Genomic DNA, 23,931 nt, shown 5'->3' with positions numbered 1-23,931 from the left:
GGATGCTTGCCGTGCTTGAGGTAATAGCGGCCGTCCGCAGTGACCACTGCGACGTGCCCACTGCCGCGCCAGGTTCTCTTGAGCAGTCCGCGCTGCTCCAGTGCCCAGGCTGTATGGGTCTTGGCGGGCGGGAGGGACACGGCGGTAGAAGCAGCCGCGATCTCTAGGAACAAGACGACCTGCGGCTCCGTCAACGTGTACTTCACGACTCCGGCTCCACTCGACGGGATGCGGGCTGACGGCCAAGATACGGCGGGCATGCCATGCTCGCGCGTGCCCGCCCCCCCGTACGGGTGCCACAGGCTGACGCCGGACGCGTCGGTCACGGCAGCAGAATCGCCGCACGGAATCAGTTGCCGAGCCCATTCGCCGGGCACCCGCGACGGCATTCACGATGCTGGTGGTGTGTGAGAGCAGATGTTGCGACGGTGCCGAAGTGTTCCGCGCAAGCCGCTGTCAGCCATCGCAATGTGGTGAAAGTGCCGCAGGAACCCCAAGCGCGGGCATACTCTGCGGGAATTACCGCAGGCGGGCCGGGATGACCTGTAGTGCGGCGGAGGTGTCATGGGTGGGGACCCGTATGTGTCAGCAACGGTTGGCGAACGCGGGGGGAGGGGGACGGGGGTGCCTGATCCGTACGGTGACCGGGCCCTGCTGACCTCCGTCATGACGAAGGGTTACGACGCCGTATCCGACCAGGAACGGGATCGGCTGCGCCGCTACCTCGAAGCTGTTGTCGCGGCCCGGTCGGCGCCGGTGCACACCACCGTCGCCTTCAACGCCGTGTACTTCGGGTACGACCTCGGCGGCGACGGCTACGGTGGCAGTCCGTTGTGCCTTGACGACTTCCCCGTGATCACGTTCGGTGAGTGCGCTCCCGTGCTCCCGGTCGGTGCCATGGTGTGCGTCGCCACCGGGTCGGAGCCGCTGTACGCCGAGATCGTCCATCGGGAGGGTGCCCACTCGGAGGTGGATGCCCTCGGTGACGTACCGGCCTGGGTGTCGGGGGCGCCGGCGGGCGCCGAGGGTCCGGGCAGGCCGGGGGACGGTGCTGCGCCACGGCGAAGGGAGCTCCTGGTCCCGGATCTCCACGCCTTCGGCCCGGCTCTGAGCCTGTCATCGGCCCAGCTCCACCGCTTACGCACACGCCGACGCTGGATCAACGAGGACGGGCATGTCGTCGTCGACGTGTGCTACCCGTCCAGGGAGGCAGCTCGGAGCGACGACCTGACGGCCTATGCGCATCATCTCCTGACGACGGCACGGGAGCAGCTTCTCAGCCCGTTCGTCCCCGTGTCCCTCGCCGCATTGGTGGGCGGCACGCACGACGACGACCTGCGGGCGGGTCTGCTCGGTCTCCTCGACACGGTGCGGGGTGTCATCAACTCCAGTACCGTGGTGCGAACTTGGGGGCACTACGCCTTGACCCGGGCCTCCCTCGCGGACTGCTGGCGGGACACAGGGCCGCTGGGCGGCGACGACCTCAGATCTCTCGCGGCGGCTGTGGAACGCGCGGCCACCCCGGCGAGGCGGCGCTACGGCCTCACCGCTCCGGTCACCGTGTACACAGCGGTCGGACCGAGGCTTCGCGGGTTCCCGGGGGCGACGGAACCGCTCAGGGGAGTGGGGTACGCCGCCGCCGTGTGCCGGGCGAACGTGGCGCTCGCCGACGTAGTCCAAGGGGACAGCGACCAGGGCCTGTTCGAGAACGGCTCCCGGATCACTCTCGACGACGCCTTCGAGGGCGGAGGCGTGTGGCGGACCCATCATCCCGGCGAGACGGAGGCACCCGGAGACCCCCTTACCCCGGCCGGACGCGGCTGGACGTCCACACTGCCTGCGCAGTCGGAGTCGGAAGCGGAGCTGGACCCGGTCGATTCGTCGCTCGCCGACGACGCCTCCCTCGGCGTCGGTGAACTCCTGCGGAACGACGCGAAGGAAACCGTCTGGCGGGCACCCCTGCGGCTGGCTCATCTCATCGACGGCTGGTTCCCCTTGCATCCGTACGTCGTGGAGGACCTTGGCCGGTCTCGTGGCGCGCGCCCCAGGCTACGCCTCGAACTCGACCATGTCGGCGAGGTGTCGGGTGCCAAAGAGGCGACGCAGGACGTCACCGCCGAACTCGGTCACGACTCGGGCCGGTTGACCGGCATTGCCTGGCCTCACGATTTCTTCCCCGGCCTGCTGCTTGAACTGCGCCGTCTCCGTGGCAGCACAGTGATCCGCCTGGCCACGACGCTGCTCGAGGAACGGGTGCAGGTCGGCGACCGCGAGACCGGGCACTGTTACGACCCTCGTGTGCTCACCAGGGAAGACGCCCCGGGCAGTGACCGCCATGGAGACAGCGCGGTCGGGCTCGGGTCCCGGCAGCTGGTGATGCGCACGGTGCGCCGCTGTGGGTTGCTCACCCTGGACGGCCATGCCCTGATGGACCGCTCGGTCCTGCCGGGCGCGGTATACGGGCGCCGGCCGGCCCGGTCACAGGCCGTCGCCTTGGAAGCGGCGGTCGCGGAACTGCTCGCGGCACGGCTCCTGGCGCCGGCCCTCGGCAGTCGGGACGCCTGGGGTCAGCCGCACTTCCCGGCGCGCGACAGGGAGCCGACCATCCCTCTCATCGGCTACCGCCCGGTCCGGCGTCGGGTGATACGCCCGTGGGGCGGTACGGACACGGAACCGGGCGGTGTGGGGCTGTCGACGCCGCAATTCATCTCCGGCCACCTCCGTCGCCTGCGGCCGGGTTGTTCGCCCAGCGAAGGCCAGCGAGCGGCCTTCCGGGAGCACTGCCGCAGGCTCGGAAAGGCGGACGGCTGGGAACTGCCCTACGGCTACACCTTCGTCATCGAACACACGCGCTGCCGCTGATCCGCGTACCCAAGGCTTCCGCCGCATCCCTCACGTCCCGTTCCTCTCTTCAGGCTCCTCGGTATCGGGTGAGCCGATCCCGCAGGACCAACCACAGAAACGGAGTGCGTGTACATGCATGACTGCTACCACGTCGTGACGGGGCCGCCGTTGTCCCCGCCGAGTACCGCGGCCGAGGAACTCGCAGGCTTGGCCGCCGCTCTCAACGCCTTGGAGCATCCTGCCGCCGCCTTGAACGACCTCACCGTCGACATGGTGGAACTCGCCTTCAACTCTCTGCCGCCCAAGGACCGGCAGAAGCTGCTCGGCAACCTGGGCATCCGCATGGCGGCTCCGCGACGGGCCGGCCCTGCTCTGTGTCACGACGTTCTCGCCCGGCTGCGGCGCGACGCCCGGCAGCACGCATGCAACTGTGGGATCAGGGGCCTCACGCAGACAGTGATGGACCAGGTGATCGCGTACGTCATCGCAGCGGACGGCAAGTCCGCTTCCGACCCCGTTTCCCGGTGGGGTGCGACGCTGGTCCGGGCCACGATCTTCGCATACTGCAGTGCCTCCGTCGCCGATGCCTACATCCTTGCCTGGGCCGCGGACCAGGACTGGTTCGCGGCGACCGCCGACGAGAACGAGACGCCACGACTCGCCGCTGTCGGTGACGTGGCAAGGGCGATCGTGGCGGCGCACCCGGGCTTCGCGCCCAGCGCGACGGAGGAGCAGTGGCCGCCGCTCGTGCCCGTCTCGAACGACGTGTCCGCAGGGGCGGCCGACGATGACCGAACCGACGAGGCGAGGCGGCCGGATGAGGTCTGCCGGGAGCTGGAGTCGGCCCTCGCCCGAGCCCGGCAAGCAGTGGAGAAGGTGGCTGGTGCGGTTACGGACGGCCGCCCTCCGCAGGACGAGGACCTCGCACAGCTGGCCGCGCTGAGCGGCGTGTTCGACAGCACCGAGGCGGTGTTCTGTGCAGCGGGGGTCGAGGGCGTGCCTCGTCGGCTGGAGGACATGACCCGCGCCGCGGACGCGCACCGAGCGGCACACGAACATGACCTCCGGACACGGGAGACCCTGCACGAACTTCTGGATGTCGTCTGCCGTTCGGACAGCCCCGCCACCTCTGCCGCCGAGGCCGTGCGAGGCGCGGCCCGCCACCTGCTGGACACACCGGTGTGGGAGCAGGCGCAACGGGTGGAGAGCGCCGCACTCACGGCCTTGGCCCAGCTCATTCGGCTGGGACGGCAGGCGGACGCCGCGGCGGAGATCCTGGCTCTGCAGGAGCAGGTCGTGCGGGGGCTGCCCGCGTGTGCCATGGCGGCAGTCATGGCCCCCGAACTGTCGTTGCCTCAGCCGGAGGAGCCTCTTCGCGAACGCGCCGGAGCCGAGGCGGACGGCACCACCGAACCCGCCGACGCCGAGACGACCGTGGAGCACGGGGAGGTACATCCGGCAGGGCCGAAGGAGGAGGCCGCCGGTCACTCCACCGAGGAGACCGTGCCCGACCCTGCCTCCGCGCCCGAAGCCGCCGAGCCTGCCCGGACGGCCGGTCCCGAGCCGGCCCACTCCCTCCATGCGCAGACCGCGGCACCGGCCGACAGCGACCCGTCAACCCGCACGGACCCGGACCGGCTTACTACGGTGCTCATTCCCACCACACTCAGGGACGAGGACGCGCCGGTTTGGGAAGCGGCTGAGGACGACGACTCCGACGAGACTGACGCCGAGCGGGCTCTGGCTCGGCTCGTCGTTGAGCGGCGCTTCGGACTCGCCCACCACGTGGCACGTGCCGCCGACCACCCCGAGCCGCAGGTGACGGCGCTCCGCCTGGCCGGTGCCGCCGCGATGCTCACCTCCGGCGACAGCCAGGGTGCGAGGTTGACCACGGGCGTGCTCCAGCAGTATGGCGGCTACGCGGGCCGCGACGCGGAGGGCAGCGAGCTCCTGCTGTTGCCCGCCCTGCTGCGTACGGCACTGATCACCGGCGACCACCTGGCGGGAGCCCAGCTCAAGGCGCTGGTGCCCCGTCTGCCGGACCGGCTCGCCGAGGTCGCGACTGCCGTCGCCGACCGTGCCCTCAGTGGCGTCCTCATGATCGCCTCCCCGTTGGTCGTCATCGCCGACGTCTCTGAGACGGAGGCCGGGCTGCGGGAGCTGGGGGAGCAGTGTCGTGCGTTGCTCGTGCCGCCGAGGCTGCGGTTCGCGCGGGCGACGGAGATCGCCAAGCGTTGGCTGGCTGCTGACGGAGGAATGCTGGGGTCGCTGCTGACGACCGTGGTCCGCGACCAGCGCGACGTTGTGCCGCAGGTTCGGGAAAAGGTCGAACGCCTGTCGAAGCTGACCGAGATCAACAATGAGATCGACCGCATGGACCGCAAGTACCGTTCCAGCGGCAAACCGCTCCAGGGCGCCGGGCGGCAGGACCTGGTGCAACTCGTGGAGCGAGCCGTCGGCCTGGCCAAGGAGTGGTGTCTGGCGGTCGACGGCATCCGCCGCGGCGATCGCTCCGACGGCAACCGGGCGATCAAGGAGATCTCCTCTCTGCGCCGGTCGCTCCTGGACGGTAAGGAGGCGCTGCTCGCTGAACTGGAACAGCTGGCGCGGCGCTCAGGTGCCGTCGCCGCCGCGACCGCCTGGGCGGCACGTGCCTCGATGGAGGAGCTGTTCGTCCTGCTGGCCGGTGCTTCCGCGACCACACGTCCCGGCGGTTCGATCACCCCCGAGAAGGTGTTGGACGCGGAGCTGCTGAAGGTCTGCGACACCCCTGGCGAGCGGCCGTCCCTCGACCGGCTCCTCACCGCGGTCGACCGCACCTGGCAGGACGCCCTCGACGAGCGGCTCTCCCGCGATGCCTTCACCGCGGTCCGTACCATCGTCGAGCTGGCCGGCCGTGAGCTGTTGCCCGCCGCGCAGGCCGGCGACTTCGCCCCGCTCGCCCTGGCCGAGATCGACGAGCGGGAGGCCGCCCGGCGTGCGGAGCTGCGCAGCGAACACGACGAACTCGTCGCCGAGCTGCACCGCGCACAGGCCGACGGCGCCGTGACCGACGACCAGGACCTGCGCCTGCAGGAGCTGCTGGCCGATGCCCGTGACCGGCTCGAGGAGACCGGCATGCACGACCTGAGGGACGTACGCCGAGCTCTCGACACCGCGCGCAGCGACCTGCCCGACTTCCGGCAGCAGGCCGCTGACCGGATCCGGGCCCGGCTCGATGCCCTGGACCTCACCGCGGACGGGCGCGCTCAGATCCTGCGCCACCTGGACACCGGCGGCCTGGCTACCGCGGCTGACCTCGTCTATTTCCTGGAGATCGGCGAACCGGTCCCGGAGATCGAGGGCAGCGAACCCCACCTGACCGAGTTCTTCCCTGCGGTGCCCGACGGGCTGCCCCGGGGCATCGACCGCGAATTCGTGGACCTCGTCCGGTCCGGTGCCAAGCATCCGACGCTTCCAGTCCTCGACTACGGTTCTCTGTCCACCGACGAGGCCGCGCTGGCGGCCGACGCCCTCGACGCATGGCGGGAACTTGGCGCGACCGAGCCGAAGGACCGGCTCGAAGTATCCGGGCGGCGGCAGCTGCCCCCGCTTCTCAAACTCCTCGGCTACGACGCCAAGAGCGCCAGACCGCTCGACGAGCGGTCGCCGAACCTGCGCCGGCGTGAGTACCGCTTCTTCGAGGCGACCGAGGTGGAGATCAACGGGAGGGCGAAGGCGCCCGCTTTCGGCTCGCAGATCCGGGAGCATGGCGGCACGCTGCGGGTGCTGATGGTGTGGGGGCGCCCGCCCGCCAAGGTCGTCATGAGCCTCGCGGAACGCGACACCAGCGGTGCGGGCCTCCTCGTCGCCTACTTCGGCACGCTCAGTCGCGAGGCCCGCGTGGAACTCGCTGTCGGCTCAGACCGGTTGCAGCCCCTGCTGGTCGTGGACGACGCCGCCCTCGCCTACCTCGCGGCATGGGGCAACCGGCAGGTCAGCACGGCCACGCAGACACTGCTTCCGTTCTCCGGCGTCAACCCGTACATCCGGGAGAAGCGCGGCCGGATCGGCGGCGAGATGTTCTATGGCCGTGACGCCGAACGCAAGAGCATCATCGACCCGCGCGGCACCCAGGTCATCTACGGCGGCCGGGGGCTCGGCAAGTCGGCACTGCTCGCCGAGGCCGGGGACAGGTTCGTGGAGCAGCGTCCCGGCTACCACCATGCGGTATACGTGAACCTCGACCAAGAGAACATCGGCAAGGGCAGTTCGCTCGGGCCCGAGGCGCTGTGGAGCGTCCTGGACCGGAAGCTGACCGAGGCGCAGGTACTGGACCGGCCGCAGGGCCGCAGGTCCGCGAAGGACGTCTCCGACATCTCCGAGCGGGTGCGCGCGGGCATCCGGGCATGGACCGACACGGACTCGCGTCGCAGGCTGCTGATCTTGTTGGACGAGTGCGACCAGTTCTTCGAGGCAGACGCACCCCGGTTCAACCAGACGAAGAGGCTCAAGGGCCTCGGGGACGACACCAAGGACCGGGCCAAGGTCGTCTTCGCCGGGCTGCACTCGGTGCAGCGGTTCGCCAAACTTGCGAGCAACGGGCCGTTCGGCCACCTCGCTCAGACCCCGAAGGTGATCGGCCCGCTCGCCCCACAGTTCGCCGCCGAGCTACTCGTCGAGCCCATGCGGGCACTCGGTTTCGAGTTCCAGGACATGGATTTGGTCAACCGGGTGCTCGGCTACTGCTCTTACCAGCCGTTCCTGCTCCAGATGTTCGGCCACCGGCTAGTGGAGCTGATGCACCGCAAGCGGGCTCGGCGCGGCGCCGAGGGACCTCCGTACCCAGTGGAACTCGCCGACATCGAGGTCGTGGAGTCGGACGCCGGACTCAGGGACAGCATCTCGGCGGCCTTCAAGGACACCCTCAGCCTCGACCACCGGTACGACGTGATCGCCAACGTGCTGGCTTACCACGCCCGCCACCGGGGTCTGGAGGTGCGGCTGAGCGACACCGAACTGCGCGAAGAGTGCGAGACGTACTGGCGCAAGGGGTTCGAACAGCTCGACACCGAGGGTTTCCGCGCCTACCTCTCCGAGATGGTCGGCCTCGGCATTCTCGCGCCCAACCACGACGGTCTGGGCTGGCACCTGCGCGGTCCCAACGCCCTACGCATGATCGGCACCTCCCACGAGGTGGAAGCCCGCCTGCTCAGGGCCGAGGAGGAGTGTGAGCTCCAGGAGAGCATCGTGCAGGAAGGCCGTCCCGAGCTGCCCGACCGCCGACCCGCACCGCTCACCAACACCCAGCTGGACGACCTCCTCGGCCAGCGGTCCAACCAGGCGAGGGTCGTCCTGGGCAGCCCCGCCACTGGTGTGGTCGACGTCGCCCGCACCCTGCGGACGCTCACCGCGGGCATCGCCGGCTGGACGCTGCCGCCCGTCGGCAAGCCCAGCGTCTACAAGCAGGAACTCACCGGCGGACGTCCCCGCGAACGACGTGTCGTCATTAGTGACTTCGTCAACTACCGGGACCCGGTGCGTCCCGAGACCTGCCGGGAGGCCGCCGACCTCGCCGAGACGCTGCTGCCCCTCACCCCGGGGGTGACCCGCGCGGTCGTCCTCGTCACCGACACCACCCAGCTGGCCCTGTGGCGCCCCCTGTTGACCGGCACGGAACCCACCTCGGCCGCCCCGGTGGTGCTGCGCCGCCACGACCGCCGCAGCCTGCGCGGCTGGGCGCAGCGCGTCGACATGTTCCAGCGCGAGGACCGGCTGAACCGGCTCCACGAACTGACCGGCGGCTGGCCGGGGCTGGTCGGCGACGCCCACCGGCTGCATCTCGAACTGGACGACCCCGACGAGGCGCTGCATCGCCTGGCCGACCTGCGCACCGACCGGGCCCGCGCCCACGCCTTCGCCACGGACACGGGTCTGTACGCGGATCCGTTGCTCGCCACCGGCTACCGGGCCCTGGCGGAGGAGTACAAGGACGGATCGTTTGACTGGGAGAGCGCGCTGACCGCCGTGGCGGTCAAGGGTGAGGTCGACGAGGACGAGGCGCGGTGGATCGTGACCTGTCTTGACGCCCTCCAGGTGTTCGACCGTGAGCACACTCTGCTGCGCCTGGAACCGCTGCTGCGCCAGTGCATGGCACTCCGCGCGTGACAGCGTGTGACAGTTGGAGGAGCAGGTCCTGGTTGAGGTAACAGGGCAGGTCGTCGCGCAGGCCCTGTCGGTCGTGACGCTCGATTGACGCTCTGGGAGCCCGCACGCGCGGCAGCGAGCCGAGAAACAGGCCCTGACCTGGGCTTTTCCGAGACTCGCTCAGGCCGACATCTTTCCGATGACGCATCACGTGGAGTGCGTTGCCATCCTCGAACCGGCCGCCAAGGGTTCCTGACCTGCGGTTTTGCTGGTGCGTATTATGTGCGGTGTGGGTGTTACGGGTGATATGTTAACGCTCGTTCTGATGGGGAGTCAGGCGAACTGTTGGGCGGGTCAGGCCCCGTAGGGCGGCGCGGCGGGGCCAGGGCTGTGCGCTGGAGGTCGGCCATGTTCCTCCGCGGCAATGGGCGGCTCACCTCCGCTCGCGCGGAAAGTAGATCCGCTGGTCTACCCGGGTGTGCCGGTTCAGCTTCGCCGTGCCGCGTCCGCTTTCCGCACCATCTTCGCCGCGTGGTCAGCCGAGTCGGCCAAGTTCCGGAGTGCGCGGGAGACCCGGCTGAGGAACTCCACAACGTGGTCGGTGAGGGTGTCCTGCTTGGTGCTGGTGCGGAAGGTGGTGCTCTGGGCCACGGTCGGCTCCTCGGGAAAGGGGTGCTGGGTGTGCTGCGCCCACTGTGGCACCGGGGGACTGACATGTTGGGTGGAAACATGACACCCTCCACCCGAACCGGGCAGGGGGCTCTCGCGCCAGGTAACGCAGCGAGCGGCAGCCAGTGGTGGCCGATAGATCACGCCTCATGCTTCCTGCGGCACGAGAAGTGCTCGGGCAGCCCTTCGGGTCCTGGAAGGCTTGCGGGCTGACCGCAGCCGTAGCGGCAGAGCGGGATTGCTAGACCCGACGCGTCGACCGGAACCCTGGCGGCCTCGGTTTCCCGGGGGCGGGACGCAAGGACCATCGCGCGGCTGCCACGTCTCCGCTTCGGTTCAGCCCGCACCTCCGAAGCCGGACGGTCCTCGGTGCACCTGTCGCGCCGGTCCCCCTGTCGTACGGATGGCTGGCGCTCCTTGTCGTCCAGGGCGGGCCCGTTCGCCTCGAGGTACTGCTGCCACTGCTGTGCGGGGAGCCAACCGTGGTGGCCGCCCCGCTGGAACGGGATCCGCTCACCGGCCGCGGCTTCCACGATGAACCGGGTAAGGGTCAAACCGCCTTCCCCTGTGAAGGTGCTCGACTGATGGGCGGGCACGAGGACGCGGTGCCAGCCCCCGCAGTACCCGGCATCGGTGGGGTTCTCCGGGTCGTAGGGCTTCTCCGGGCATCGGGTGAGCGCGCCGTTTTGGCTGCACTGGCCCTCCTCCAGGACGAAGTTGCCGTCCTGGACCGCGATGGGGTTCTTCTGCACGCGGATGACGGAAGCCGGCAGGTTGGGGGTGCGGACGTATGGGACGGTGCCGATGCCTGCGTGGTCAGGGTCGGCGAAGTCCCAGACCGACTGAACACCGCCGCGGCGCCGGAACCCCTCCCGGGCCCGCATTCCGCGGGCTGTCTGGGCGCTCAGCTGAGGTTCGTAGCCCAGGACGATGCCGTTGGCGCCGTTGATGCGTACATCGAGGCGCGCGTGCCCGTCTGCGGTGTGCGACTCGATGTCGGCGTGGAAGCCGTGATCTTCGGAGTCCTTCGCGACGCGTTCCTTGCGGGCGAGGTGCTCGTCGGACTCGTGGCTGATGGGCTTCTCCCCGGGCTTGCGGTAGTGGGAGGCAAGCCATACGCCGTCACGCTGGACGAGGTACATGGGGACGCGCCGGCCGCGGAGGTCCCGGCAGTCGGGGCAGATGAGCCCGCGCTTTTCGACGGGCACACGTCCTCGCATGCGCAGGAGCACGTTCAGGAGGTCTTGGCCTTGCGGGACGCCAAGGTCGGCGCGGTCCAGGTCGAGGTTGCGGCAGGCCGGTTCGTAGTAGACGGGATTACGGAAGAGGTCTTCGTCGCTGTCGATCTGAAGGTCGTCGTCCATTAGTGCTCCCCGCAGCCGCCACGAGTAGGACTCACAACGCTACGGGGAGGGTCTGACAATCGGGGCTGAGCAGCGGAAACAGGGCGCACTGAGAGACACAGGGGGCAGTGGGCCTACAGCGGGTCAGGTCCGCGCAGCTAGAGCCTGGCGAGAGCGCGGCCCGCTGACGAGGGCGCGTGAGGGGCAAGGACTTCGTTGAGGGGCACCTCCATCTCGGCCGAGAACGGCAGGCGGGGCGAGGTGGCTGACGGAGCGGCGTTCTTTGCCGAGTCGATCCGCTGCTTGTGTGCGATCCGTTCTGCGATCGGACTGGCACCTTCCTGCGGCTGATGCTCTCGTGAGGGGGCGCCACAAGACGTGTGACGGAAGTCACGCGCTATGCGGAGAATTTCATTGTCGGTTCGGCCGCCCGTCGGGACTTAAGAGAGGAAGCCTTTAGAAAACTCACGAGGAGCTTGTTCGTGTCCGGGACGTCTTCGACGGATAGCGTGCGTCTATCAGTTCGACTTGCCCTGTCTGCCCGACAGTTAGTCCGGCGTCTGTGGCCGGTAGGAAGGAAGCTGGCCTCTGCGAAGTTGGCCCCGCTGGCCGTGCGCGATGAGCGGTTGTTGGACCGGCTGCCGTTGCCAGTGCGGCAGCCAGGCCAGAGTCTTCGACGCTTTGAAGGGACGCGCCCGCTGGTGACAGTGCGGGTGTTGCACCGTGCAGGGCCGGTACGGCGGCGTGGAGAGCCCGAGCCGCAGGGCGTCCTTGCCACGCTGATCTTTCTTGGTCCCGACGAGATGGTGCCGTTGACGGTGCATGGCGACGGAACTGTGAGTGCGCTGCCGTCGCTGCACAAGAGGTTGCCGACGTTCCTCCCGCAGGTGGAGCAAGAAGCCATGCATCCCTGGTTGTCTCCCAATGAGGTCGACCCACCGCCCACGGTGCGAGCGTTGGAGGCTCGGCGAGCGGCCTTGGTGGGCCGCTCCGACCTGGTGGCATCGTTCGCATCGGAGGTCATGGGCCTGCGGTGCGGAGCCCGATGGCAGGAAGCGGTGTCGACGGCTTTGCTCAAGGACGACTGGCTGGAGCCTCTCGGCGAGGGGCTGAGGATCAAGTGGCTGGAGCCTCTTACGACGGAGGAGGGGCGGCTGAACGAAGCCTCTCTGGTACGGCTGCGCACGGACGCCTTCGCCGTACACCGGCAGCTCATCCCGCTGTGGCGTCGCCGTACCCGCCATGGGAGGGTCCTGCTGCTCAACACCCCGATCGGTGACGGCCTGACCCTGCAGGACCTGGCGTCCGACACTTCCGAACCAGCGGACGCTCCGGTGACCACTGAGCCGGAGGACGCTCGTCTGGGGAGGCTGGTCAGGGCGCTGCTGCCCGCGGAACGTGCTGTTGCCCTGGCCTGGGCCCGTCCGGGTGTACACACCTGGGCCGATGCTGCCCAGGAAGCCGGTGCCGATGAGCCGGCGCGCTTCGGAGAGCATGTTCGGCGCAAGGTCCGCCGGCTGGTGGCAGAGCAAGAGCGCCGCAACGCGCTCCTCTTCCGCGATGGCGAGGGGGCATAAGGACATGAGCATCTTGTCTGCTGCCCTTCCGGAGTTCCTCGGCGCTCTCGCCGCAGCCGCGGTGACTGCCTTCTGCTCACGGGGCATACGGGCTCTCCGAGGGCAGCGATTGCGCACCGAGGCTCTTGACCGCGACGCCAGTCCGGTGGACCGAGACCGACCGATAGGAAGTGGGGACGTCCGGCCGGCCGACGACTCGCCCAGGTGAACACCAGTGGGTAGCCGGGAGCTCCCAATGACCATCCGGACGGTCGGAGAGCTGGCTGCGGTGTTCGCCGAGCCACCACAGTGTGTCGGAGGCCCATGCTGAGCTGGCCCCGCCAGCGCGCCGATCCCGCCCCGGCGACAGCGTCGCAGACCGGATCCCCGCATCCACAGCTCCTCATCTCCACCCGGGCAAAGCCCACGTTGGAGCGTCCGGCGGGTACGAAAATGACGGTGACTCATGTGGCCGAAACGCTGCTCGTCGAACTCCGCAGGTCCGGTCTGTTGGAGATGGGCGACGCGGCAGTGGACGGCTCGCACGTCAGAGCCCTCAAAGGGGGGCTCACACCGGGCCTTCGCCTGACGACCGGAGCAGGCTGGGCAGCAAGCACCACCTGATTGTCGACCGGCACGGCACCCCGCTTGCTGCCTCACTGACCGGCGGCAACCGGCACGGCGTCACCCAGCTGATGCCACTGCTGGACGCGATACCCCGCATCCGCGGACTGCGAGGACGTCCCCGCCACCGTCCCCGGCGCTTGCTCGCGGATCGCGGCTACGACTTTGACAAGTACCGGCGTTTGATCCGCAAGCGCGGCATCACACCGAAGATCGGCCGCCGCGGCACCCCGCACGGCTCCGGACTCGGGAAGACGCGATGGGTGGTGGAGCGCACATTCGCCTGGCTCCACCAGTTCAAACGCCTCCGCATCCGCTACGAGATACGCGCCGACCTCCACCAAGGACTCCTCGAACTCGCCTGCAGCATCATCTGCTTGAGACGAATACGCACCGCATTCTGAAACGATCAGTAAGAGGGTGTCTCACGTGGCAAGTTTCGCGAGCTTCTTGTGGCAGTGCAGGGCAGGGGAGGGCAGGGCGGCGGCCATGGCCGGGCCTCGGCTCTGCCAGTCGTTGCGGACCACCACGGGATCTTGAGACCACGAGCAGCCCATGGCAGGTTCATGCCGCATGATCGATACATTCGCGAAAGACGACCTGCACGGGAGACTGCGGCGGGACCGCAAGGCGCTGCTCTGGAAACTCGACGGCTTGTCCGAATACGACGCCCGCCGACCTTTGACAGCGACCGGGACCAACCTCCTCGGCCTGGTCAAACACGTGGCCACCGTCGAGGCCAGGTACTTCGGCGAGGTCTTCGACCGTCCTTCCCCGGAACCGCTGCCCCGGTGGCAGGACTCCAACGGCAGCGATCTGTGGGCGACCGAGGACGAGACCCGCGATCAGATCATCGGGTTCTACCGGCGCACGTGGGAACACTCGGACGCGACGATCAACGAGCTTCCCCTCGACGCCCCCGGCCACGTGCCGTGGTGGCCGGAGCCTCATCCCAACACGAACCTGTTCGCCATCATGGTCCATGTCCTCGGCGAGTCCATCCGGCATGCCGGGCACGCCGATATCCTGCGCGAGGGCCTCGACGGCCGGACCGGGGTGCGCGCCGAACACGAGAAACAGATCGACGAGGAAGCCCGTGCAGCCTACTGCGCGAAGATCGAGCAGGCCGCCAGGTCGGCCGCACCAATCAAGGCTTAAGCTTGGCGTTTAACGTCCGCGGTCGAACATGGCCTCGAACTTGCTGACGTTTTCGGCCGAGCGCCTGACGTGAGAGCGGCCTTCGCCTGATCCTGTGCTCCGTCACAGAGGCACCTGACCAGCGCGAAGGCCGTAGCAATGAGTCTGCAGCAGCGGGATGTCCCGCGGGATGCGTTTGCCGAACTGTCATGCTTTCGGACGGAGCTATATGCCTGCCTGTCCCACAGACCCGACGCCTTGTTCGAGCTGAGCGACGCCCTGCTGTGTGCGGACGGCCCGGTGAAGACATTGGTCGAATTGTCCCTGGCGCCTGAGCATCAGCGTGGGCATGGTGCACTGTATGGCGGGTTGAACCGCGGGCATCTGGACCTGTCTCGGCTGCGCATAGCGCTGGCCGAGCTGCCGCTTCCCCGGACGGCGGAAGGGCGGCTGGTGCTGGCGGTCGATGTGAGCAACTGGCTGCGGCCGGATGCGAATACCAGCCCGGACCGGCTGTTCTGTCATACGTATGGCCGGGGCAGGGGCTCGGCCCAGATGATCCCTGGGTGGCCCTATTCCTTCGTCGCCGCCCTGGAGTCAGGGCGGACGTCGTGGACTGCCATGCTGGACGTGGTCCGGCTGTGTCCGTGGGACGACGCGATCGCCGTCACCGCAGCCCAACTCCGGGAGGTGTTCCAACGGCTGCATGTGGCGGGTCAGTGGCAGATCGGCGATCCGTCTGTTCTGGTCGTCGTCGATGCCGGCTATGACGTGACTCGCCTGGCCTTTTTGCTCGCGGACCTGCCCCTTGAGCTGCTGGGCCGGATGCGTTCGGACCGAGTCCTGTACTTCCCGCCCCCGCCGCAGCCGGCGGGGAAACGCGGGCGTAAGCCCAAGCGCGGGGCGGAGTTCGCGTTCGAGGCTGCGGCAACTCAGCCCGCCCCTTCCGTCACCACCGTGACTGACACCACCCACTACGGGAAGGCCGTCGCCACTGCCTGGGACCGTCTGCACCCGCTGCTGGTGCGGCGCTCGGCCTGGGCCGACCACCCCAAAGGAGAGCTGCCGGTCATCGAAGGCACCGTCATCCGTCTCCAGGTCGACCACCTTCGAGGAGACCGGAACCCCAAGCCTGTCTGGCTGTGGTGGTCGGCCACCGCCGCCACTGCTGGGGATGTGGACCGGCTCTGGCAGGCATTCCTGCGAAGATTCGATCTGGAGCACACCTTCAGGATGTTCAAGCAAACGCTGGGGTGGACCGCTCCCAAACTCCGCGAGCCGGCCGCCGCCGACCGCTGGACCTGGCTCGTCATCGCAGCCCACACACAGCTCCGCCTTGCCCGGCCCCTCGCCGAAGACCTCCGCAAGCCCTGGGAGCGGCCCGCACGCCAAGGGCGCCTCACACCCGCACGCGTCCGCCGAGGATTTCGCCGCCTCCACCGGAAAACCCCTCAGCCGGCCAGCGCACCGAAACCCAGCACCGCCGGCCCCGGCCGACCAACCGGCATGAAGAACAAGCACCGTGCACGCGAGCACCCCGTCGGGAAACAGGACAAACCAAACCTTGCGGCAGCCACCACAGTCACCGGAGCTGCATAAACGCCAAGCTTAGAGGTTGTCTCACGTGACTTGATGTTCGTGCGTGCATGATGCCGGTCGTGGGTGCTGATCTATCGAATCTCTGGTTCCTGATGAACTCTGGGAGCTGGCCGCTCCGTTGCCGCCGTCGTTCGCTGCTCGTCCGCAAGGTGGTGGGACCGCTCCGTGTGACGAGCGGGCCGTGTTCACGGCAGTGGTGTACGCGCTGACCAGCGGCTGTGACTGGCGGCATCTGCCGCCGACGTTCGGCACGTCGCCCGCCACCGCGCATCGCCGCTTCACGGTATGGACCGAGGCCGGCCTGTGGCGTCGGCTGCACCGGGCCGTGCTGGACAAACTCGGGGCCCGGGCGAGGTGGACTGGACCCCGGCGATCGGCGACGCGGCCTCCGTTCGCGCCAAAAGGGGGAATCGCTGACCGGGCCGAACCCGGTCGAGCGCGGCAAGAAGGGCAGCAAGCCGCACGTGCTGTCCGATGCCCAGGGCATCCCGCTCGCCGTCGCCGTGTGCCGGCGCGAACAAGCACGACAGCCTCGCCCTCAACCCGCTCATCCACGGCATACCCGCCGTCCGGTCCCGCCGGGGACCACGGCGGCGCCGACCCGTCAAACTCCGCGCGGACAAGGCGTACTTCTCCGCCGAACACCTGGCCTGGCTGCGCGAGCGCGGGCTCGTCGCGCGGCCAGGCATCGAGTCCGGTGACGCCTCGGTCGGCACCGCTGGAAGATCGAACGGCCGGTCGCTTGGCTCTTCGGTTACCGCCGCCTCACCGTCCGATACGAACGAAAGGGCTCGCACTTCCTCGCCTTCCTCGGCCCGGCCGGCGCGCTGACCTGCTACAAGAGGCTCGCGATCTCGCGAAACTTGCCACGTGAGACACCCTCTGTGTTGCAGAAGGCCCCAAGCTGCGGCGACGGAACGATGGGCAGACCCGCAGTCCGGCCCGCAGGACGAGGTTGTCGATTCATGGAGGACCCGCCGCGCTGTGGGGAGGCGACGTTCTATCGCCTGGCCTGCCTCAGTACGCAGTCCCCGCACAGCCCACCGCCCGGGGCGCGGTAGTAGAGGCAGCAGCTGCGTCGTGAGAAGGCAGGGACGGTGGGATCCAGGGTTCCGCTGTCGCGCAGCTGCGGGGTGGTGAGTAGGGAGGCCGCCAGTGCCACGGCTCTTTCCGCGGCTTCGTGGTGGCCTGTCCGGCGACACCAGCTGTGCAGCACACGGAGGGTGCCGACCAGGGCAGAGGCGGCGTTTCCCCACAGCACGCGGGGGGAGAGCGGGGACACGGCTGTGACGGCGCGGTGCAGCGGCACCAGGTGATCGTGCAGGAGCGCCGTTTGTAGCCGGCCCGCGAGGTCTTCCTCGGAGGTCGACGGCAGGGGGGACGGGGCGGGAAGCCAGAGTTCGTCGGGTGTGCTCCGGTCCGGATTCCACCACAGGGCGCCACCGCCGAGATCGGCGATGCGTCCGGCCAGCGCCGCCGGTCCGAGAGCGATCGACCACAGGCGCCCGGCGAGTCCCTGGTAGACGAGCGAGGCGGCAACCCGCCTCTCTTCTGTGCCGAGCCGCGTCGCCACCGTGTCCACGCGGTTGCGCAGCGCCGGTGAGACTCCCTCTCGGTACACCTCCGCCAGGGGGAGAAAGCCCTGCTCGCGGGGTGCTCCCGCAGTGGTCCGAACGGAGAAGAACGGCCCCACGGCGGCGGTGCGGCCGAGTGTTGTGGTCATCGGCTCCTGCGGCACCGGTCCTCCTCAGTTCGCTGGATTATCCGGGCCGGATCGTAACTGCCGAGCCGACTCGCGTGCGGGCTGGCGGGCCGTGCCGGCACCGGTGGTTGGCTGCCTGAGTAACCCGGTGGTGCCTGGCTCGGGCTGCTGGTCAGTCCTTCACTGCAGGCGGGCGGGTTGCCTCACCTGCCTTCACGGGGTCGCCCGCATCGACGGAGTGCAGGGCGTGGGCCAGGACCTCCGCACCTCGGACCACCCTGGGGCCTGGACGGTTGAAGTAGGCGGGCCCGTCGAGGACCCAGACGGCGTCCTTGCGCACGGCGGGTAGATCGTCCCAGCCCGGCAGTCCGGTGAGCAGGCTGCGTTCCCCCAGCGTGCGGTCCGGGCACGCGTGGGGAACGCCCGGCAGGTACTTCCTCTGTGAGATCGCGTGCGATGACGAAGCCCCGCCGGAGCGGCTCGGTCCGTCGGGACTTCGTCGCAGGGTGTAGCGCCCGGTGTGGGCGCGACTGTACTCCGGCTCGCCGCTTTCGAGCACGCGGAGCAAGGACGCAGTGACGACACCAGCCCTACGGTCGATGCGTAGCACGCGGCGTGAGAATTCCTCGCGACGAACGAGGTTCAGGCACTGATCTTGCCTGCGTGGATGGTATTTGCGCTGGTCAGCGGCGCGGTTCCGGTTGGTCTCACGGGGGTGCGGAAGGGGAGCTCGGAGCGGGGTCGGTTCCCCAACGGCCCCAGGAGGCAAAGGGAGGAGCGCTCGTCGCCCGCCGGCCGTGGCACGCGAATGGCGCGCAGCCCAGACAGGGTCTGGACGACGAACCAGGCCCAGGTCTCTGACCTGGGCCTTCGCTATGGAGCGGGTGATGGGAATCGAGACCACGCTCTGAGCTTGGGAACCAGGGGGATTCCCGGTCTTCAATCTCTGTCTGACCAGCGAAGACGCTGGATCGGGGACGGGGTTCCCCGACAGAATCTCTGCCCCTTGTTGGCCGCTGTTTATCGCTTGGTGCTGGGCCGCGGTCTTCGGTATTCCGGGGCTCTTCGGCCCTCAGGCGGGGGCCGGACGTTCCCTATCTCTGCGCCGGCCACAGCTGACGCATCCTGGAGGTAGCACATGCGTGTCCACCGGCCCAGGGATGTGATCGGCATGATGTGGTACGACGGCGGTTGGGGCTGGGGCGGCTGGTTCTTCATGGCCGTGGTCATGGTGCTGTTCTGGGCGCTGCTCATCGCCGGTGTCGTGGCGCTGGTCCGCTACGTCTCCAGCAGCCATCGTGGCCAGCAGGGTGGCCCGCCTTCCTCCCATGAGGCGGGGGGCGCAAGCAGGCGGGCCGAGGACCTGCTTGCCGAGCGGTTCGCCCGCGGGGAGATCGACGAGGACGAGTACAGACGCCGGATCACGCTGCTGAGGGAGCACCGGTGAGGACGGATCTGCCGCGCCGGCTGTGGCTGGCCTGGGGAGCGGTTGCCGCACTGGTGCTGGGCATCGCGACGACCTTGCTGCTCGCTGCCGTCGGTGGCTTCCGTGGCGGTTCCCCAGCAACTTGGCGAGGGGAGGCGATGCAGTGCAGGGCGCCCCTCCTGAAGGGGCATGCGGTGGAGGTGACCGTCGGGGATATGGGGCCGGGAATGAGGGGCCGACCCGACGGGCGCGTCCCGAACGGCGGCCCTGGCGGGCATGGCCTGGGCATGATGTGGCTGCGCGCCACTCCGAGCGCTGTTCCGGCGGGCGTGGTGTCCCTGCGCGTGGTCAATGCAGGCGTCCTCCCCCACGAGGTGGTCGTCCTCCCGCTGCCGACGGGGCAAACGGTGGGGGAACGGCCCACCGGTGCTGACGGGCGCGTCGATGAGGCGGGCAGCCCGGGTGAGGCTTCGCGCAGCTGTGGCGCGGGGGCCGGGACTGGGATCGTCCCTGGTGCGGCGGCCTGGACCACGGTGACGCTGCAGCCCGGACGCTACGAGCTGGTGTGCAACTTCCCCGGTCACTATGGCGCCGGCATGTACGCCGAGCTGGATGTCACGCAGTGACTCCACAGCAAGGGAGCTGCTGTGGAGTGCCTGTATGGAGGAGGGCTGCCATGAGTGACGACCGGACCATCCGCCTCAACGGTGGTTTCGCCGGCACGGTGACCGCCGTCCGCGATGCCCTCGCCGAGCAGGGCTTCGGTGTGCTCACCGAGATCGACGTGACCGCCACCCTCAACCAAGCTCGGCCAGGAGATGGAGGATTACGTGATCGTCGGTGCCTGCAACCCGTCGCTGGCTCACCAGGCACTGGAGGCCGACCGTACCGTCGGTCTGCTGCTGCCCTGCAACGTCGTGGTACGTGCGGCGGGCGAAAGCGCCGTGGGCCAGGTCCTGGATCCGGCCACCATGGCTGGCCTCACCGGCCTTCCCGCGCTCGAACCCATCGCGGCGGAGGCCACCCGCCGCGTCGACGCGGCTCTGGCCGCCCTCGCCTGGCGGATGACGGCGGTGCGTGGCTGCGCTCCAGGGCCGGCTGACGGGTGCTGGTGGGCTTCGGTCCTCGCCAGATCAGCCATGGCCAGCCGGTAGGCGGCCTCGCCAATCTGCCTGATCTCCAGCCGGTGGGCGAGTCGTCGCTCAGCGGCGTTCGCTGCTGTCTCGGGCCCGAGCACACGGGCCAGGGGCGGGCAGCGGCGCCAGAAGGATGTCAGGCGGCGTAGTGCCCACCAGGTCCATCCGGACAGGAGCAGCACACCGATGAGGGGGGCACGGCGGACTCCGCCCTATTGGGTGCGGCCTCCGCCGCTGCCGCCCATGCCGCGCATCATCAAAGCCATCACCGCCAGGCAGGCGATCGCGACGAACCCGAAGCCGAAGTCGACGACTCCTGTGGCTGCGAGGACGAAGACGACAATGATCAGCGGGATGCAGCAGGCAAGCATGACCCAGGCGCTCCTGAGCCGACGGCGACCCTGCTGGTGGGCGGGGGGCTTGGGCATGTCCGAGGGCTGTCGGCCCGGTTCGTGGGTGTTCATCGCGGGCTTCCCTGGTGATGTCGGCACAGCGTGCCGCGCCGATGCCGTCGCAGCAGAACACCGCGTTCACATCCCCGGCGTCCGGGCCGTAGGAAGGAGCCCGCTGTCCTGCTGATATCCACGATTTCCATGACTGCCACACTCCCTCGGCGGTGGCATGTCCCAGCAGGGCCGGACGGTCCCTGTCAGCTGCCGGTGAGCCCCTATCCGGCGGGGCAGCCTGGAGGGAGGGTTGGAGGGAAGCGTGCATTTGGGAGGCCGGTCTGCCATGGGTGCCGTCGACATCAGCGTGTTGATCGCTGCCGCTGTGGTGATCGCCGGATTGGGATGGTTCTTTTTCGGTCCGCGCCGGGCCCGGACCGCGTGGCTGGAGGGCGGGGTGCAGCGGGTCGAGGTGACCGTACGGGGCGGCTACCGGCCGGACGTGATCCGGGCGCGTCAGGGTGTGCCCCTGGAGCTGGTCTTCGACCGGCAGGAGAGCGGGGAATGCACGTCACGGGTCGTCTTCCCGGATCTTCGGGTCAGTGCGGGGCTGCCCGCGTACGCACGTACCACCGTCCGTGTCAGCCCGGACCGGGCCGGGTCCTTCGGCTTCGCCTGCGGGATGAACATGATCCACGGCACGCTACTGGTCGAACCGGCCGGTGCTCCAGACGCCACGCAAGCCGACTCCGGTGGAGACCGTCCGGACGTCACCGTCATGGGACCAGCCGCCGGTGCAACTGGTCGGGTGCCGGATGGTGAGCGCGGGGCCGCGGAGGCGGAGGCGACCGAGGCCGCCGAACGGCGCGCGGAGATCACGGACCTGACCCGCAGAGTGACGGTCGGCGCGGTGCTCACCTTGCCGGTGCTGTTCGCGGTCATGGCGCACGAACTGTTCCGCGCCCAGTGGGTCCCGGGCTGGCTGCTGAACCACTGGCTGCAACTGGCCCTGATCACCCCGGTGATGTTCTACACCGGCTGGCCGATCCACTCCACCGGCTGGCTGACCCTGCGCCACCGCGGCGCCGACATGAACAGCCTCATCACCCTGGGCACCACGGCCGCCTACGGCTACAGCGTGCTCGTCACCGTCGCCCCAGGTCTGCTGCCCAGCGAGGTACGGGAGGTCTACTTCGAGGCGGTCGGGGTGATCCTCACCCTGATCCTGCTCGGCAGGCTGCTGGAGGCACGGGCCAAGGCCGGCACCGGCGAGGCGATCCGCGCGCTGCTGGGCCTGCAGGCCCGTACCGCCCGCGTGCTCCGCGGCGGCGCCGAACGGGAAATCCCGGTGGACGAGGTCGTGGTGGGCGACGAGGTGGTCATCCGGCCCGGAGAGAAGGTGCCGGTTGACGCCGAAGTGCTGTCCGGATCGTCAGCCGTGGACGAGTCGATGGTCACCGGCGAGCCGATGCCCGTCACCAAACGGGCCGGGGACACCGTCATCGGCGCCACCGTCAACGGCACCGGCAGCATCCGGGTACGGGCCGGCAAGGTCGGAGCCGACACCGTGCTCGCCCAGATCATCCGCCTGGTCCGGCAGGCCCAGGCGTCCAAGGCTCCCATTCAGCGGCTAGCCGACGCGGTCTCGGCGTACTTCGTGCCCGTTGTCATCGCCGTCGCGGTGGCCACGTTCGCGGTGTGGTTCACCGTCGGCCCGGTACCGGCGCTCACCCTGGCCCTCGTCTCCGCCGTCGCGGTCCTGATCATCGCCTGCCCGTGTGCGCTCGGCCTGGCCACCCCGCTGTCGGTCATGGTCGGTACCGGCAAGGGCGCCCAGGCGGGCATCCTCATCCGCTCCGCCGTGGCCCTGGAGACCGCCCACAAACTCGACACCGTCGTCCTGGACAAGACCGGCACGGTCACCGCAGGAAAGCCTGTCCTGACCGACGTGCACGCGGCCGAGGGCGTCGACGAGGCCCCGCTGCTGGCGCTGGTCGCAGCCGCCGAGGAGTCCAGCGAACACCCGCTCGCCCAGGCCGTCACCGACGGCGCCCGCCTACGCGGCCTGACCTGGCCCACCCCGACCGACTTCGACTCCGTCACCGGCAAGGGCGTGCAGGCCACCGTGGACGGCCACGCGATCCTCGTGGGCACCGCCCGCCTGCTTGGCGACGTGGACATCGACACCTCCGCCCTCGCCCCGCTCGCGACCCGCTTCTCGGCGGAGGGTAAGACGCCGGTCCTGGTTGCGGTCGACAGCCGCCCGGCTGCGGTGCTCGCGGTGGCCGACACCGTCAAGGACGACTCCGCAGAAGCCATCGCCGCCTTGCAGGGCCTCGGCCTGGAGGTGGTCATCATCACCGGCGACAACGCCCGCACCGCCAACACCATCGCCGCCCAGGTCGGCGTGGACCGTGTACTGGCCGAGGTACTGCCCGAGCACAAGGCGGACGAGATCCGCCGCCTGCAGCGCGAGGGCCGCACGGTGGGCATGGTCGGCGACGGCATCAACGACGCCCCGGCCCTAGCCGCCGCAGACGTCGGCCTGGCCATCGGAACCGGCACCGACGTGGCCATCGAGGCCGCCGACATCACCCTCATCTCCGGCTCCCTCACCGGCGTCGTCACCGCCATCCGGCTCTCGCGCGCCACCATGCGCAACATCCGTCAGAACCTGTTCTTCGCCCTGGTCTACAACGCCGTCGGCGTCCCCCTCGCCGCCGGAGCCCTCTACCCGCTGTGGGGTATCCGCCTCAGCCCGATCATCGCCGCCGTCGCCATGGCAGCGAGCTCGCTGTCAGTGGTCACCAACGCATCCCGCCTGCGCCGTTGGCGCATCAAGGGTTCGGCAGCGCGGTCTGGGTGACGCGCCGAAGACGGCGTGGGAGATCTCCCTCGTCGAAGGGGCGGACCTCCCTCAGCTCCCAGCCGGCAGCGAGGGCTTCCACTAGCGTCTGGTCGACGAAGTGGACGGCGAAGCTGCCGTGTTCATAGATGCCGTCGCCGTGGGAGGTACCGGTGTGGCGGACGGTGTAGACGAAGGTCCGGCCCCGGCCGGGGTGGAACGCCGGGTCGTCGAGGCGCCGCCGGCGCCGACGTTGATCGAGGCCGCCCGGAACGCTGACCTGCTGGTCGTCGGGGCGCGGGGGCGGGGCGGGTTCGCTGGGTTGCTGCTGGGTTCGGTGAGCCAGCAATGCGTTCAGGGTGCAGCGTGCCCGGTGGTGATTGTTCGTGACGGCGTTGAGGCGGGCCAGAGCCCAGCGCACCTGGCCCAGGAATGACAGGTCATTGGCCGGGTGCCCCAGTGGCAGGCAAGGTGCAAAGCCGACCGGTTGGCGAGCAGGGAAGGCAGGCCGCGCTCAAGGAGGAGCTGGCGATGGTGC

The 23,931-nt window shown here is 69.2% G+C and carries 13 protein-coding genes and 3 pseudogenes; 12 read left to right on the top strand and 4 right to left on the bottom strand.

Annotation, left to right across the window (positions count from 1 at the left end; translation table 11 throughout):
• Window positions 1-624: 624 nt before the first annotated feature.
• Together ACZ5XZ_RS29230 and ACZ5XZ_RS29225 are read left to right on the top strand one after the other, a co-directional pair.
• Window positions 625-2,862: a hypothetical protein gene (locus tag ACZ5XZ_RS29230; protein ID WP_468983235.1), complete on the top strand. Its 2,238-nt coding sequence runs from the start codon at window positions 625-627 to the stop codon at window positions 2,860-2,862.
• Window positions 2,863-2,976: 114 nt separating this feature from the next.
• Window positions 2,977-8,991 carry a hypothetical protein gene (locus tag ACZ5XZ_RS29225; protein ID WP_468983233.1) on the top strand — a complete coding sequence of 2,005 codons (6,015 nt, stop codon included), beginning with the start codon at window positions 2,977-2,979 and terminating at the stop codon, window positions 8,989-8,991.
• A 465-nt stretch (window positions 8,992-9,456) separates the two neighbouring features.
• On the opposite strand, the gene ACZ5XZ_RS29220 is transcribed toward ACZ5XZ_RS29225, so the two are convergent.
• Complete coding sequence (locus ACZ5XZ_RS29220; protein WP_359613184.1) at window positions 9,457-9,621, bottom strand: hypothetical protein; 165 nt, start codon at window positions 9,619-9,621, stop codon at window positions 9,457-9,459.
• Window positions 9,622-9,779: 158 nt separating this feature from the next.
• Complete coding sequence (locus ACZ5XZ_RS29215) at window positions 9,780-11,003, bottom strand: hypothetical protein (RefSeq protein WP_468983230.1); 1,224 nt, start codon at window positions 11,001-11,003, stop codon at window positions 9,780-9,782.
• A gap of 680 nt (window positions 11,004-11,683) precedes the next feature.
• Here ACZ5XZ_RS29215 and ACZ5XZ_RS29210 point away from each other — a divergent pair.
• The 5 genes and pseudogenes from ACZ5XZ_RS29210 to ACZ5XZ_RS29190 form a co-directional block, all read left to right on the top strand.
• Window positions 11,684-12,559, top strand: coding sequence for a hypothetical protein (locus ACZ5XZ_RS29210; protein WP_468983227.1), 876 nt, complete (start codon window positions 11,684-11,686; stop codon window positions 12,557-12,559).
• Between the two features lie 453 nt (window positions 12,560-13,012).
• Window positions 13,013-13,566: pseudogene (locus ACZ5XZ_RS29205) on the top strand (IS5 family transposase); the annotation flags it as partial.
• A gap of 169 nt (window positions 13,567-13,735) precedes the next feature.
• Window positions 13,736-14,320, top strand: coding sequence for a DinB family protein (locus ACZ5XZ_RS29200; RefSeq protein ID WP_468983324.1), 585 nt, complete (start codon window positions 13,736-13,738; stop codon window positions 14,318-14,320).
• A gap of 138 nt (window positions 14,321-14,458) precedes the next feature.
• Window positions 14,459-15,898: an NF041680 family putative transposase gene (locus ACZ5XZ_RS29195; RefSeq protein ID WP_468983224.1), complete on the top strand. Its 1,440-nt coding sequence runs from the start codon at window positions 14,459-14,461 to the stop codon at window positions 15,896-15,898.
• A gap of 73 nt (window positions 15,899-15,971) precedes the next feature.
• A pseudogene (locus ACZ5XZ_RS29190) lies at window positions 15,972-16,746 on the top strand (IS5 family transposase); the annotation flags it as partial.
• Between the two features lie 152 nt (window positions 16,747-16,898).
• On the opposite strand, the gene ACZ5XZ_RS29185 reads toward ACZ5XZ_RS29190, so the two are convergent.
• Entirely contained in the window at window positions 16,899-17,621 is a 723-nt protein-coding gene (locus ACZ5XZ_RS29185) for a (2Fe-2S)-binding protein (RefSeq protein WP_468983221.1), read from the bottom strand.
• 1,117 nt (window positions 17,622-18,738) lie between these two features.
• Here ACZ5XZ_RS29185 and ACZ5XZ_RS29180 point away from each other — a divergent pair.
• The 3 genes and pseudogenes from ACZ5XZ_RS29180 to ACZ5XZ_RS29170 form a co-directional block, all read left to right on the top strand.
• Complete coding sequence (locus tag ACZ5XZ_RS29180) at window positions 18,739-19,047, top strand: SHOCT domain-containing protein (protein ID WP_430975365.1); 309 nt, start codon at window positions 18,739-18,741, stop codon at window positions 19,045-19,047.
• Window positions 19,044-19,652, top strand: a complete 609-nt coding sequence (locus ACZ5XZ_RS29175) for a sulfocyanin-like copper-binding protein (protein WP_430975364.1) — start codon at window positions 19,044-19,046, stop codon at window positions 19,650-19,652. Before ACZ5XZ_RS29180 ends, ACZ5XZ_RS29175 begins: the two co-directional genes overlap by 4 nt.
• 50 nt (window positions 19,653-19,702) lie before the next feature.
• Window positions 19,703-20,081 (top strand): annotated as a pseudogene (locus ACZ5XZ_RS29170) (DUF302 domain-containing protein); the annotation flags it as partial.
• Window positions 20,082-20,374: 293 nt separating this feature from the next.
• Here the strand turns inward: ACZ5XZ_RS29170 and ACZ5XZ_RS29165 are convergent.
• Window positions 20,375-20,626, bottom strand: coding sequence for a hypothetical protein (locus ACZ5XZ_RS29165; protein WP_468983218.1), 252 nt, complete (start codon window positions 20,624-20,626; stop codon window positions 20,375-20,377).
• A gap of 268 nt (window positions 20,627-20,894) precedes the next feature.
• On the opposite strand from ACZ5XZ_RS29165, the gene ACZ5XZ_RS29160 reads away from it, so the two are divergent.
• Together ACZ5XZ_RS29160 and ACZ5XZ_RS29155 are read left to right on the top strand one after the other, a co-directional pair.
• Window positions 20,895-23,414 (top strand): heavy metal translocating P-type ATPase, encoded by a 2,520-nt coding sequence (locus tag ACZ5XZ_RS29160; RefSeq protein ID WP_468983215.1) that lies wholly within the window; start codon window positions 20,895-20,897, stop codon window positions 23,412-23,414.
• A 100-nt stretch (window positions 23,415-23,514) separates the two neighbouring features.
• Window positions 23,515-23,829 carry a universal stress protein gene (locus ACZ5XZ_RS29155; RefSeq protein ID WP_430975361.1) on the top strand — a complete coding sequence of 105 codons (315 nt, stop codon included), beginning with the start codon at window positions 23,515-23,517 and terminating at the stop codon, window positions 23,827-23,829.
• Window positions 23,830-23,931: the final 102 nt, after the last annotated feature.

The sequence above is a fragment of the Streptomyces sp. NPDC033270 genome (assembly GCF_055576575.1).
This window is presented reverse-complemented; position numbering and strand designations above follow the sequence as displayed.

Coding starts and splice junctions, on each gene's coding strand:
- ACZ5XZ_RS29225 (WP_468983233.1), top strand. CDS start 2,977: ATGCATGACTGCTACCACGTCGTGACGGGGCCGCCGTTGTCCCCGCCG.
- ACZ5XZ_RS29215 (WP_468983230.1), bottom strand. CDS start 11,003: ATGGACGACGACCTTCAGATCGACAGCGACGAAGACCTCTTCCGTAAT.
- ACZ5XZ_RS29200 (WP_468983324.1), top strand. CDS start 13,736: ATGATCGATACATTCGCGAAAGACGACCTGCACGGGAGACTGCGGCGG.
- ACZ5XZ_RS29195 (WP_468983224.1), top strand. CDS start 14,459: ATGAGTCTGCAGCAGCGGGATGTCCCGCGGGATGCGTTTGCCGAACTG.
- ACZ5XZ_RS29185 (WP_468983221.1), bottom strand. CDS start 17,621: ATGACCACAACACTCGGCCGCACCGCCGCCGTGGGGCCGTTCTTCTCC.
- ACZ5XZ_RS29180 (WP_430975365.1), top strand. CDS start 18,739: ATGCGTGTCCACCGGCCCAGGGATGTGATCGGCATGATGTGGTACGAC.
- ACZ5XZ_RS29165 (WP_468983218.1), bottom strand. CDS start 20,626: ATGAACACCCACGAACCGGGCCGACAGCCCTCGGACATGCCCAAGCCC.
- ACZ5XZ_RS29160 (WP_468983215.1), top strand. CDS start 20,895: ATGGGTGCCGTCGACATCAGCGTGTTGATCGCTGCCGCTGTGGTGATC.